Here is a 12,713-nt window from a genome sequence, read left to right on the forward strand (position 1 = left end):
ATGGATAATAAAGTAAATGTGATTAACTTTGTACCTGAAGAATTACCATCTTATCGTCCAGATGTTGATGTTTTATACTCGAAAGAACTACCAAAAGAGGGTGTGAATACCACTATTGTAGGTATGCCTAAAACTGAAACTGTTAATATTCATACCGAGAGTAGTACCTTAAAAACGAGTAAAAAAACAGCTAATCGTTATTTAGATTCAATAGTTTATTTCTTTAATGCTGCAAAGTTAGCTTTTAGCGCAAAAAAAGACGGTTTTCAATTAATTCAAGTACGTGACATGGTTTGGGTGGGCTTAATTTGTTTAGTGATCGCTAAAATAATCAAGCTACCTTATACCTATTGGGTGTCGTTTTTATATGCTGAAAGTCGCACTATGCGTGCGAAAGATCAGACTGAAAATATATCTAGCTGGAAGCGTCCTATTATTTTAGCGCGTGGTTTGCTTGAGGAGTTTATCCTCTATCGTATTATTTTACCGCATTCAGATCGTGTTTATGTCCAAAGTGACTTCATGCTTAATTACATTAAAGATAAAGGCATTGAACAAAGCAATATGATGGTTGTGCCAATGGGGGTTGATTTTGAAAAGATCGATGACTTTGCTAATACTGATGCTATAAAAATACAAAAATGGGGTGATGCTCCTGTTATTGGTTATCTAGGTAGCCTTGATCGACTTCGCAAACTTGACGTTATTATTGAAGCATTTAAAAAAGCTAAACTTACCGTGCCTACACTTAAATTACTTTTTGTTGGCGATTCAGAAGTGGTGAAAGATCGCGAATTTTTACAACAAACAGCTAATGATATGGAATTGAGTGATGATTTTCATATTACGGGTTGGGTACAAACAGAGCAGGCGTGGGCATACCTTAAAGGTGTCGATATGGTGATTGGTTTTATGAATCGAGGGTTATTGCTAGATGTATCAACACCGACCAAAGCTATGGAGTATATGGCACTTAAAAAAGCCATGATTTGTAATGATTCACCTGATCAACAATTTGTAATTGAACAATCGAGTTGTGGACGAGTGACTGATGGAACGAGCCAATCCTATGCTGCTGCAATGGTTGAGTTGGCACAGCATCCAATGACACAAACAGAGTTAGATGCTGGATATAATTATATTAAAAATAACCGTTCTTACGCGTTTATTGGTGAGCAAGTTGCTGCTGATATTAAGAATGTCGTTAATCAAAAAAATTCATAATGGCTGGTAATTTAATGAAAGTTCTATTTGTTAATAAATTTTTCTTCCCACATGGTGGCGCTGAGACTGTTTTCTTTCAAGAACGCGATATGGTGCAAGAAGCAGGATATCAAGTTATTGATTTTTCAATGAAGCATGAAAAGAATATTCCATCAGATTATACGGATTTTTTTGTTGATAATGTTGATTATCATGGTAAACATTCTATTTTTGATAATATTAAAGTTGCAGTGAATTTTGTACATAATCAATATGCATGTGATCAATTTGAAAAGCTAATTAAAGCTGAGCGACCTGATATTGTTCATTTCCATAATATTTATCATCAAATCACACCATCCGTGATCAAGATTGCACGAAAATTAGGCTGTAAAACAGTATTAACTGCGCATGATTATAAGTCTGTTTGCCCCAATTACAGTATGCTTGCTGCTGGTGAGAATATTGACTTAGATTGGATCTCGGGTAGTAATATTAATTTATTTAAATACCAGTGGCAGGATGGCTCATGGCCGCGAAGCATACTATTATCATTAGAGGCGGTATATCATCGTATGATGAAGAGCTATGAAGTATTAGATGCTTTTATAGCGCCTTGTGAATTTATGAAATTAATGATTTTACGTCAAATTCCATCAGCAAATGTTGATGTGATCGTCAATGGTATTGATGCATCAACTACCGGTATTGGTAACGATGGGGGATACTTTTTATTTTGTGGTCGATTAACTCAAGAAAAAGGTATTGTGACTTTAGCACAAGCACATAGCCAACTTAAGGGCAATACACCACTGAAAGTATTAGGCACTGGGCCGATGTTTGATCATATTAAACAACAGTTTGATAATGTTGAGTTATTAGGATTTCAAACTGGAGAGGCATTGACTGATATTATCAAAAATGCGAAAGCGGTTATTGTGCCATCAGAGTGGAATGAAAACTGCTCTATGTCAGTGTTAGAAGCGATGAGCTACGGAAAGCCAGTGATTGGAGCCAATATAGGTGGTATTCCCGAGCAAGTATTAGATACTGAAACGGGTTATTTGTTTGCACCTGGTGATGCCGATGACCTTGCCGCTAAAATGCAGTTATTAGCAGATGATGAAGCATTAGTTATCGCAATGGGGAAAAAAGGGCGGGCGCGATTATTAGAGAAATATTCATTAGATACGCATAAAAGAGATTTGATTAAATTATATCAATCACTTTTAGCTAACTAATTTCCCCTAATAATAAATGCCAGTTAATTGCTGACATTTTAAGAGATGATATTGTGAATAAATCTATTTTAGTTTTGGGTACGCGCGGTATACCTAATGTACCTGGTGGTGTTGAGTCCCATTGCCAGTCGTTATATCCTCTATTAGTTAAAAAATATGGCTTAGATATAACGGTAACAGCCCGTAAACCTTATGTTCCTTATTCAGAAAGTGTGTATGGAGGTGTTAAATTAAAAGCCTTACCTACAGTGACAAATAAATCTTTAGAGGCTCCTTTACATTCACTTTTAGCTGCTTTTTACGCAATAAAAGAAGGTGCTGATATTGTACATGTGCATGCTATTGGTTCTGGTTTAGTTATTCCTTTATTACGTTTATTTGGTAAAAAAGTAGTATTTACACACCATAGCCAAAATTATGATCATCAAAAATGGGGTAAATTAGCAAAATTTATCTTTCGTCTTGGCGAGAAATGGGCAATAAATTATTCATCAGAGGTTATTGTTATCTCTGATTTTATGCAAAATTTAATGATTGAAAAATATGGTCGTGACACCCATCTGATTTTTAATGGTGTTAACCCTCCACAATTACCTGTACAGAGTAAGATCAATAACTATTTAACTAAGTATGATCTTGAGCCGCGAGATTATATTATTGCCGTTGGGCGTTTTTCTCAAGAAAAAGGGTTAGACGTTTTATTAGAAGCTTATAAACTTAGCGGTATCAAAAAAAAATTAGTATTGGTTGGCGATAGTGATCATTTAACAGAATACAGTTATCGGTTAAAAAATACAGCAAGAGAGATGGACAACGTTATATTAACGGGGTTTTTATCTGGAGAGGAATTACATAGTATATTCTCGCAAGCAGATACATTTGTTTTACCATCATTTAGTGAAGGGTTACCAATTGCTTTATTAGAAGCAATGTCATTTTCTTTACCTGTTATTGTTAGTGATATTCCGGCTAATAAGGCTGTGCATTTGGATCATAAATGCTATTTTCCATGCGGAGATAGTCAAAAATTAGCAATATTGTTGACGATGACAATAGATCAACCATTAGTTTGTTATTTTGAATATTTAAAAAAATATGATTGGCAATTAATTGCACAGCAGACTTATGATGTTTTTTTAGCCTCAGAAAATGGTCAATTGTAATGAATGAGGATGTAGTTGATTCATACGATAAGTATACTAAAATTCAACAAGATGTTATTAATCGTGTTATAAGCACGATACCTACAGAGGTTTTGAATTCATTTGATTATAAGCAATTAGCTGCAATTAAAAAATCAGTGGCGATTAATAGTGGTTATAATGATCACTATATTGATTTTCGTCCTGTTATTGGTATTGGACGTTGGCGTTATTATGCCGTATTTTTATTAGGTAAAGATCGTCGTACAGCACCTCGGCATCAAATGCCGATTATTACTATTATTAAAGCAATCCACATTGTTTTTGGGCTATGTGTTGTATTTATATCTGCTGTGTTAGCTTTATATTTAATTAAGTCTGCATTAGGAATCGATATTTTTAAGCATTTTTCGTTTGGGATTTGGGATTATTTTAGATTACATATTTTACAATAGTGATAATGGATTTCTTATTAAAGTATAATATTCTATTAAGTTGTTAATGTTTTTATGATTATATGTGTTCTATATTTTACAGGATAATATAAGGAATTAAATAATATGAAGTGGGTGGTGAAGTTTACGGATCAAGATTTTTGGCGTATTGGGTTAATTAGAGAAAATCCATTAGATGTGATTATCAATGGCTTAAATACCTATGATATTCATTGGTTTAATTTTACAGATAAAGATTTTGAAGCTGATCCATTTATATTTACATTAAACAGTAAAGATTATATTGCATATGAGATTTTTGATTACTCTCATGGTAATGGTAAAATTGAATGTGTTGATTTTAATGGTAAACGTTATGATTTTTTTGAAAATGTAAATAAAATTGTAGGGCATAAATCATTTCCTTTTATATTTGAAGAGGAAAATGAATTATATTCTATTATTGAAACGTCAGATTTGCATGAAATTTCATTGTATAAGTTTAATGGTATTAAATTTGAGAAGATAAAAACGTTACTTAGTGGTGGTAAATATATTGATACCTGTATAAAAAAAGTTGATGGTGTATTTTACTTGTTTACCTCCACTTCTGACGAGCCTTTTAAGCAAAAGTTATTTTTTGCAGATACTTTATTAGGTGATTATCAACCTCATCCTTGTTCTCCTATCGCAAATGATAAAGCTTTTGGTCGTAATGGTGGGCCGATCGTTGATCGTGATAATAATTATTATCGTATTTGTCAAAACTGCGCCGTAACATATGGTGGCAGCTTAAAAGTGATGCATATTACGAAGCTATCAAAAACCGTTTATGCAGAAGAATTTTTCAAAGATGTAATGCCTGTTGCTCCATTTTCTGATGGTATTCATACATTGTCATACTGGGGCAATATGACCGTTATTGACTCAAAAAATATTTTATCTAAATATAGTAATATTTATAGAAAAATTAATTATTTAGCTATGGTTAAGTTTGGTAAGGAAATTCCTTATTTTAGTAAATAAATAGTATTTACACGCTTAAGATGCTTAAGTGAGAAAGCGCCATATTCATTATGAATAGGCGCTTTTTAGTACTTATTCTTTGATATTTATCGTATCAATATGATGCCAGTTATCATCAAGTATCCCATCAATGGCCAGTTTAATTTTAGCCGTTGTCGTTGAGGGTTCAACAAGGGCAACATCTAGCTGATAGTTGCCACGTTTAATATTAGCGGGTAGATAAAAGGTATTCGTTTGTTTATACGTTGGTGCGCTAGCATCACGGTTTTCTGCGGGTAACCATGTGCGAATATCGTTGTCGGTTGAAAGATAGGTGACAACATGATTATCAGCGTTACGTAAACGCCACATTACAGGGTAGTTATTATAGCTAGGCGCTACGCCCGTATTCTGCCATGTTGAAATAATAGTTATGGGTGATGTTGGTATAAAACGGCTACTTATTTCAACGGATGAAAGTTCAAATCGATAGCCGAGTTTCTTAATGAAATCATTAACAAGATCTTTATAGATCGTCGGTACATTACCTGACTTTAGATTAAATAAAGAGGCATGTGAATCAAGGGCAAAGTCAAACGTCTTTTTAACATTATCAAGTGTGTAAATTTTTTCATTTTTTGCCCAATAATCGAGGTCTTGGCAAACTTCAAAATCAACGGGTGCTTGTTTCCAACGATTAAGGAAATAGGGATCAGCATGCTCATTCGTATTATGACCATTGCCTTGTATGTGTTCAATGGTACTTGGATAGCCTTGTTCCATATGATTCCAATTGGGTTGCCAGTCTCCAATACAATCGGCACGCCAGCCAATACCACGTTTGGTTGCATAGCTAGTAATATCATCATCAGTTGATGTCAAATCAATAGAAAGTTGTTTGTTCGGAAACGCATTCTGCATTAATTTGATATAGGGGATTAAATCTTTTGTACCATACCCATGGTGACCTAGTGTTGGCTGTTGATAACCCATTTGTGATGCTAGGTTCCATTCTCCCCAAGTACCAATTAAACCGATATCTAAACGTAATATATTCTTATTCTTGTTATAGCGTTCTCCCATCACGGTAATGAACTGTTGTAAGTTATTTTTTAAGATAGGATTTTTATAATCGACTACAAAGTGATTGTCGTCTGCGCAATCGTCCCCTGTTGTATTATTATCTATTTGTTTTTTTACCCAGCAAGGAACACCTAGTATTTTTTTTCCTTCATTAGGGGACGGATTGTAATAAACCTCGTCTTTTCCTGCCATTGTCATAAATCGGATAACTGTTTTTTTACCTAATGCGGCAGCTTGATTAATTGTGTCGTCAATGAGTTGAAAGTTATATTGACCTTTTTTGGGTTCCAATTCTTCCCAGTACCAACGGAAATAAACCACAGAGGTTTCTGGGTGGCTTGGCTTGTTCCACCATGGATCACCATGAATATTAAATGATTGATGATCAGTAATACCGATATCAGGATTGATTAATATATTATCGATAATTGTTGGTGTGCTTATTTGGGTTATCTCTTGTGCTATCGTCATATTAGCTAATGGTAAAGTTGTAAACGTTAGTAAGCAAATTTTCGCCAACAGAGTGATTGATTGGGAAGGTATCTTGAAAGCGATCGATTTTTTAGTATTTGTTAGCATAATTATTCATCCGTGGAATGTTAAATAATTAAACATCGTTAATATGTATTATTATTGTGTGAACTATGCCAAAAAAAGACTAATAGAGAAGGGTTATTATCGGAATCAAAATCACATTTTTTCAATAATGATAATTTTGTTTGCAGGTGAAATGTTGCTATTATGTTGCATGCGGTTATTAGATTAACGCTTTCTGGGGGCATTATTGACTTTTTATATATTTGAAACTGAAGGGTGGGTGCAATATATCGCCTCTAAATCAGATAGATAAGAAGCGATAATGCAATATTATTGAATATTGGTTGCCGACGCTGGCGTATGATCAACGTAAGCTTTAGTTCCCCACAATGGTACTGTTGATAAACTGTGTTTATAACTGCCGGTTGTTGTTTTGGTTGAATATGATAAATACATCAATGTTTCTGATTGAGGATCATAAATTCGACGTATTTTCATTGATTTAAAAAATATACTTTTAGATTTTTTAAATACTACTTCACCTGATTTTGATTTATTAATATTAGCGATCATTTCAGGTGTTATCTCACCTGTTTGGCGGCATGAAATAGAAGAATCAGAAGGATCAGCTAGACTTAAATCGGCTTCAATACTTGCTATATGGCACGTAACGCCAGGAACGACGGGATCGACTAATGTATTTAATTTAATGTCTTTAGTGGTAAACATTCCTAAAGAAACATCGCCTACTTCATTATCCGAGCAGCCGCTTAGTGTTAATGCGATAGCAAGAGAACTTGCGGCTATTAAAAATTTTTTCATATAGACTCCCTGTTAAATGAATAATCTCACTTAAATTATAATTTGTTATTATTGTGCTAAGTTATACGCGAAATTTTGATCTTTTTCATTATACACTTTTTAAAAATCGTGTTTTTCATCAACAAATCTGTTTCAGGTAAGTGTGATAAAAATAAATATTATAGATTTATAGGCAAGATTTATTTTTAGTTAAGTTGTTGATAAATAGGTATCATCATTGGTTTTATCTTACAGATTAAAAACAGATATGTTCCTTAAATTATAATTTATATTAAAAATAGTCTTTTCAATTGCTAAAATTACACATAGGATGAATGTAACAGCATTGTTATTATAATAATTATCAACGGATGATTATTACTGATTATGAGGAGGATATGATGTCAAATATTCTTGTGTTTCCAGTAAAAGAACAGCCTCGCGATCGTACGCCGTTAGAATTAATTGTTGAACAGGAATTGTTAGATTTAGGTGCTGATAGTTACATGATTGACATTGTTATCGAGCGAATGGAAAAATTTTTAACACTTGCTTCGTTTGAGTTTGATTTGAAAATGAAAGTGTCTAAAAATTGCTTAGATGAAATGAATCAAAATGTATTTCCTGTTATTTCTGATATGCAGGAGTCAATGCGAAAGACTATGAATGATATGTTAACTGAGCGTGTGTTACATGAAATTCGACTATATAATTTAGAACAACACGCTGTTAGATAGTGATAACTCTGCTTTTTTGTCTTCAGTTCGATAAATCCTCTTTAATGCCGCTGGCGAATGATTATTATTACAGCGGCTGTTTATTCTTTTTTGTTTCCTAATTGCCAAATTTTTTCTGCTCGACTACCTATTGCCCAAAAACTTAATGCTAATATCGCAAAAAATAGGGCTTTGTGTAACGTGTCCCAGAAGTATTCAAAATAACGGCTATAAAGACACAGAAATAAAAAGATAATGCCAAAAGCACGAATTAAAGAATTATTGTTTTTAATACCGTAAAAAATTGCACCTATAGTGATAAAAAACATTGCCACACTCCAGCCCCATAGCTCGATTTGTTTAACATGAGACCAAGCTTGTAGGCTGTGATAGTTACCAAAAATAGTTAGCATCCATAACGCATTAAAGAAATAAATCAATCCAACAAACAAAGTAGCTTCTTTAGCAAAGCAGAATCGAGTATGCGGTTTAAAGACCGTACTTAACGCCACAATCAGCATTCCTACAAAAATAAACCGTAATGGGATGTTCATTCCCCAGAAGAAGTAATGATCGTGCGCAAGATAAGAAGTTTCAGTTAATACCCATAAGCCAATACCGAATAAAGCAAATAGCCATACTAAAACAGAGCGAAGTTGAAGCCCGATAATCGCATAAGCCATCGTCGGGATGAGTATGAAAATACTTTCATGCCAATGTAATGCTAAAGTGGTGTGACTGAGAAACCCACTTGCTACTGCCGTTATGAGTATGCCGAAGAAGAACACGGCTTCATTACTGACGTTTTTTTCTGGATAGCGTTGGCGGCGTTTAACGCCAAAGTAAAATAATAGTCCAGCAAGTACTGTACTCAATGCCGTTAAAACGCTTGTTGGTGTGTTAATGAGGCGTGAGACTAATGCTATGAGATAATCATCGGCCACTAATAAAATAACGGAAAGAATAAAACAGGCGATAGCAACCCAAAAAGAATAGACGGCGAGGAGCTTCCAATCAAAACTAATAACGTGGTAACTCTGACGCAGCTGCTGAGCTTGTTGAGTATCAATAAGTTGCTGTTGCTGCCATTGGGTGATCGTATCACTAAGAAGCTGTCCCTGACGTTTATTAACTTTTATGCCCATATTTGTTCCAGATAGTATCGATCGCGTATATGCGTTGTATTATTTTATAATGCAGTAATAATTGTAACGTGTTGGAAGCATTAATGGCTATAAGGTTAGCTTCTATATGCCGATGGTGAAATATTACAAAGTGGGCATCAATGATAAACACTGGCGACACAGACAAGTATTCGGAAAATCAGTGAGTGCTTGACGAGGTTCAATCTCAAAGCACCAACAGGTCGATTTTCCTGCTTGAATATCACATTGTGCGGACTGTTGGCATTGTGGGCACTGATGCGTTGGTATTATTGCTTTTATTTCAGCCATGATCGCCAGTTGTTGGTGTTCTGGATAGGCTATCCAGTGGCTGATTTCTGTCATTGTACGTAAGCAGCCACTGCAAATTCCGGCATTGTTTTTACATTTAGCAACACAAGGTGATTTCACGATTAATACTCATTAATAAGCCATGTTTAATGATGAGTATGCTAACGATTAATAAATACAAATGCTACTTTCACTATCATGATAATACCGTTGGTGTTTTCTCATATCATAGTTCAATTCTATGATGCTGCTTGTTTTAACACTTCATAGATCGCAATATTATCTTGTGAGATGTGATGACTTGGTATTGTAAGTGTGGGCACATGCTTCATGCCAATTTTAATCATAACATTTTCGGGGCCTGACACTGTTTTTAAGTGTCGTCCATAAAGATGGTGTAAATTAAGTTTATTAAACCCAAACTCTTTTATGCGTTCAACAGCTTCCGTGCAGTAGCCATTACCCCAAAAAGGGACGCCAATCCAATAACCCAATTGTGCACTGTGCTGATTAATGTTTTCTAATCCTGCACAGCCTATAAGTTGGTGATTACTTTTTAGTGTGATAGCAAAAATAGCGGATTGATGGCTGTACCAACCTGCCAAATGTTTTCCGATCCATTTTCCAGCTAAACCATCAGAATAAGGGTGTGGAACACTGATTGTACCGTTAGCGATATCCACATTGCCTGCTAGCTGCTGTATCTTGGTTGCGTCAGATAATTCTAAAGGACGTAGAATTAAGCGTTCTGTTGTTAGCAGTGGTTGATTTTTAGTCATAGAATGTACTCGTAAACATGGCTAGATGTGACTATTAATCAATAAATACAACTTAACTTATAGGGTTATGATCAATTATTGAGTAGATAACTGGTTTAAATCATAGATCTGTGGAGTCACACCAAATTATTATCAGGAGATAGATCTTTTGGTTAACATTTTATTGAGGAGCTTTAGCGCGGTTTGATTGATTTGCACTGATTCTGATAAATTAAATCCAACTGTTATGCTTGGCGATGAGTGAACCAGTAATAATTTTATAGTGAAGGTATTCATTCTCTTTAAAATCAATGATCTGTTCTTGATAAGTACAAGCCATTATCTATTTCATGGATTGCGCTATGCTATTGTTATGATGGTTTTGTTCTTTTTTATCAGTGTGTTATGTTTTTTTTGGTTTTATAATTAATAAAATAAAGATATATCTCACAAAAAAAAGGTGAGAAGAGTTGTCAAAGTGTAAAAATATAATTATATTAACTATGTTGATATAGATCGTTAGGTGAAAGTTATTCTAAAAATTAGAAAGTCTTACGTTTGTATTCTTTCCTAAATTACCCTCCACGAAGTATTATCACAGTGATATTTATTCACAATTGAACTTGTTGTTAGAAGTTGTTGTCATAAATAGATATGCAAATCATGTTGTTCATAATAATTCAATTAATGTGTCATTATAACGTCATATAATATTGGTTAGTATAGAGCACAAATAGTCGAGTAAGAACGGTATTAATATATAGTGATATCAACCTTGCTCATTGGGAAAAAAATGAGAGGTTTATAATGAAAACACGTAGTCGCAGACAGTGGTTTTACCATAAGAATCAAACAACTAAAGCTATTAAAGCTTAGGTTTAAAGAAAACATTTCTTTCTAGGCAATAAAGGAATGAATACATTTAATTATCCTCTAATTAAATGTTGTTGAAGATTGTTTATAACAAATATCAACTGCCAAAGTAGCCAGAAATCCATATTCACGTTATAAAATTTCTGGCTAACTTATATCCCTTTTAATAATTCATGCTCTTATTTATTTTGTACTATACAAAGGCAACCGTTTGCTTTGCTGCTTAGCTCAATGTTAATACTCATATATATGCAATTTTTATTATTATCTATATAACGAGCCACCAATAATAATATCGCTTGGTAGAGTCTTGAGTGGCATATTACCGATATAAATATTACCGCCGACGACCAGTTTATTCGGTAAGGTCTGAATTTGGCTATGTTGAAGCAATAAGTCACCTTTGACGTAAAGGTTATCAGGTAGTTTTTTGAGTTGAGTATGCGCAACACTAAGATCACCAAGTACTCGTAAACCAAAGTTAAGCTGTTTAATTTTAGAGTAAGTAAGATTGATATACCCATCAACGGTGAGTGCTAATGGTAAGTGTTCTATGCTGCTATAAGCTAAATTGAGATTCCCTTTTACAGTAAGGCGTAAAGGCAGCATGCTAATGCGACTATTTTCGAGATTGAGATTGCCATTTATGATTAAGGGATCAGGCAAGCGAATATTACCGCTGTCTTTTAGTGAAAGATTACCATAGCTATCTTGATAATTGAGTAAATGGATTGGGGTCAATGCCATTGTGGGTTGTGCCATCACAAAACACATCACACATAATAACCGTTTAACAATACACATATAAATAGACCTAGGTTTTGTAATAATAAAGACAACAATATATCGGCATAGAGGTGTATTTCTTTAATGTGAACAGATACTGATAACAATCGTTTATTGCCATTTTTGTTTGTCTCTCTATTCAATGTATAATCAGCGCCCATTTGGTTATAGAGAGGGAACTGTGATGAATAAAGTTGTGTTACTCGAGCGTATTCAGCAGCAGTTAGTACAGACATTACAAATAGCGACTGAAGCTGCAATGCGCGCTTACAATACTGCTACAGACGATGAAAATGTGGCTGAAAATAAATATGATACTTTTGCATTAGAAGCTTCATATCTTGCTCATGGTCAGGCACAGCGGGTAGCTGAATGTAAAGCTGATATTAGTGCGTACCAGCACTTATTTGCCTCAATGCCTACACAACAAAATACTGTTGTCGTTGGCCATTTAGTTGCTTTAGAAGATCATGACGGTAATGTAAAACACGTATTTTTAGGCCCAGCGGCTGGTGGATTAAAGTTTACGATTGGTGGACAAAATGTGATTATCGTTACACCTACATCACCTTTTGGTGAAGCATTACTAGGACGAGAGGTTGATGAAGAAGTAGATATTCATATCGGCGGTAATATCATATTGTTTGATGTTATTAATATTGTTTAATCATTATTGATTT

General features: G+C 34.3%; 13 protein-coding genes. 7 read left to right on the forward strand and 6 right to left on the reverse strand.

Annotated features, from left to right (window positions below; all coding sequences use genetic code 11):
• From Q0V26_RS02685 to Q0V26_RS02705, 5 genes are all read left to right on the forward strand, one after another.
• On the forward strand, positions 1-1,224 hold the full coding sequence (locus Q0V26_RS02685) for a glycosyltransferase (protein WP_297476562.1): 1,224 nt from the start codon (positions 1-3) through the stop codon (positions 1,222-1,224).
• A 14-nt stretch (positions 1,225-1,238) separates the two neighbouring features.
• Complete coding sequence (locus tag Q0V26_RS02690) at positions 1,239-2,444, forward strand: glycosyltransferase family 4 protein (protein ID WP_297476565.1); 1,206 nt, start codon at positions 1,239-1,241, stop codon at positions 2,442-2,444.
• 53 nt (positions 2,445-2,497) lie between these two features.
• On the forward strand, positions 2,498-3,607 hold the full coding sequence (locus tag Q0V26_RS02695) for a glycosyltransferase family 4 protein (RefSeq protein WP_297476566.1): 1,110 nt from the start codon (positions 2,498-2,500) through the stop codon (positions 3,605-3,607).
• Entirely contained in the window at positions 3,607-4,041 is a 435-nt protein-coding gene (locus Q0V26_RS02700; RefSeq protein ID WP_297476568.1) for a hypothetical protein, read from the forward strand. Before Q0V26_RS02695 ends, Q0V26_RS02700 begins: the two co-directional genes overlap by 1 nt.
• Before the next feature lie 105 nt (positions 4,042-4,146).
• Positions 4,147-5,046, forward strand: a complete 900-nt coding sequence (locus Q0V26_RS02705) for a hypothetical protein (protein ID WP_297476570.1) — start codon at positions 4,147-4,149, stop codon at positions 5,044-5,046.
• Between the two features lie 72 nt (positions 5,047-5,118).
• Here Q0V26_RS02705 and Q0V26_RS02710 read toward each other — a convergent pair whose 3' ends face one another.
• Both Q0V26_RS02710 and Q0V26_RS02715 read right to left on the reverse strand, forming a co-directional pair.
• Positions 5,119-6,687: a DUF4832 domain-containing protein gene (locus Q0V26_RS02710; protein WP_297476572.1), complete on the reverse strand. Its 1,569-nt coding sequence runs from the start codon at positions 6,685-6,687 to the stop codon at positions 5,119-5,121.
• Positions 6,688-6,975: 288 nt separating this feature from the next.
• Positions 6,976-7,467: a CreA family protein gene (locus Q0V26_RS02715; RefSeq protein WP_297476574.1), complete on the reverse strand. Its 492-nt coding sequence runs from the start codon at positions 7,465-7,467 to the stop codon at positions 6,976-6,978.
• A gap of 380 nt (positions 7,468-7,847) precedes the next feature.
• Between Q0V26_RS02715 and Q0V26_RS02720 the strand changes: the two genes are divergently transcribed.
• Positions 7,848-8,183: a hypothetical protein gene (locus Q0V26_RS02720; protein ID WP_297476576.1), complete on the forward strand. Its 336-nt coding sequence runs from the start codon at positions 7,848-7,850 to the stop codon at positions 8,181-8,183.
• Positions 8,184-8,263: 80 nt separating this feature from the next.
• Here the strand turns inward: Q0V26_RS02720 and Q0V26_RS02725 are convergent, their stop codons facing one another.
• From Q0V26_RS02725 to Q0V26_RS02740, 4 genes are all read right to left on the reverse strand, one after another.
• Positions 8,264-9,307, reverse strand: coding sequence for a hypothetical protein (locus tag Q0V26_RS02725; RefSeq protein WP_297476577.1), 1,044 nt, complete (start codon positions 9,305-9,307; stop codon positions 8,264-8,266).
• 123 nt (positions 9,308-9,430) lie between these two features.
• Positions 9,431-9,736 (reverse strand): cysteine-rich CWC family protein, encoded by a 306-nt coding sequence (locus Q0V26_RS02730; RefSeq protein ID WP_297476579.1) that lies wholly within the window; start codon positions 9,734-9,736, stop codon positions 9,431-9,433.
• Between the two features lie 119 nt (positions 9,737-9,855).
• Complete coding sequence (locus Q0V26_RS02735) at positions 9,856-10,395, reverse strand: GNAT family N-acetyltransferase (protein ID WP_297476581.1); 540 nt, start codon at positions 10,393-10,395, stop codon at positions 9,856-9,858.
• A 1,116-nt stretch (positions 10,396-11,511) separates the two neighbouring features.
• Positions 11,512-12,051 (reverse strand): hypothetical protein, encoded by a 540-nt coding sequence (locus Q0V26_RS02740; RefSeq protein ID WP_297476583.1) that lies wholly within the window; start codon positions 12,049-12,051, stop codon positions 11,512-11,514.
• Between the two features lie 166 nt (positions 12,052-12,217).
• On the opposite strand from Q0V26_RS02740, the gene Q0V26_RS02745 reads away from it, so the two are divergent.
• The gene (locus Q0V26_RS02745; protein ID WP_297476585.1) at positions 12,218-12,700 is read left to right on the forward strand and encodes a transcription elongation factor; all 483 of its coding nucleotides are present in this window, start codon (positions 12,218-12,220) and stop codon (positions 12,698-12,700) included.
• Positions 12,701-12,713: the final 13 nt, after the last annotated feature.

This window comes from uncultured Photobacterium sp. (genome assembly GCF_947039875.1).
GTDB lineage: Bacteria > Pseudomonadota > Gammaproteobacteria > Enterobacterales > Vibrionaceae > Photobacterium.

What these genes read in the sequence shown, in the direction of transcription:
- Q0V26_RS02685 (WP_297476562.1), top strand. Translation starts at nt 1, where the DNA reads ATGGATAATAAAGTAAATGTGATTAACTTTGTACCTGAAGAATTACCA.
- Q0V26_RS02690 (WP_297476565.1), top strand. Translation starts at nt 1,239, where the DNA reads ATGAAAGTTCTATTTGTTAATAAATTTTTCTTCCCACATGGTGGCGCT.
- Q0V26_RS02700 (WP_297476568.1), top strand. Translation starts at nt 3,607, where the DNA reads ATGAATGAGGATGTAGTTGATTCATACGATAAGTATACTAAAATTCAA.
- Q0V26_RS02705 (WP_297476570.1), top strand. Translation starts at nt 4,147, where the DNA reads ATGAAGTGGGTGGTGAAGTTTACGGATCAAGATTTTTGGCGTATTGGG.
- Q0V26_RS02710 (WP_297476572.1), bottom strand. Translation starts at nt 6,687, where the DNA reads ATGCTAACAAATACTAAAAAATCGATCGCTTTCAAGATACCTTCCCAA.
- Q0V26_RS02715 (WP_297476574.1), bottom strand. Translation starts at nt 7,467, where the DNA reads ATGAAAAAATTTTTAATAGCCGCAAGTTCTCTTGCTATCGCATTAACA.
- Q0V26_RS02720 (WP_297476576.1), top strand. Translation starts at nt 7,848, where the DNA reads ATGTCAAATATTCTTGTGTTTCCAGTAAAAGAACAGCCTCGCGATCGT.
- Q0V26_RS02725 (WP_297476577.1), bottom strand. Translation starts at nt 9,307, where the DNA reads ATGGGCATAAAAGTTAATAAACGTCAGGGACAGCTTCTTAGTGATACG.
- Q0V26_RS02735 (WP_297476581.1), bottom strand. Translation starts at nt 10,395, where the DNA reads ATGACTAAAAATCAACCACTGCTAACAACAGAACGCTTAATTCTACGT.
- Q0V26_RS02740 (WP_297476583.1), bottom strand. Translation starts at nt 12,051, where the DNA reads ATGTGTATTGTTAAACGGTTATTATGTGTGATGTGTTTTGTGATGGCA.
- Q0V26_RS02745 (WP_297476585.1), top strand. Translation starts at nt 12,218, where the DNA reads ATGAATAAAGTTGTGTTACTCGAGCGTATTCAGCAGCAGTTAGTACAG.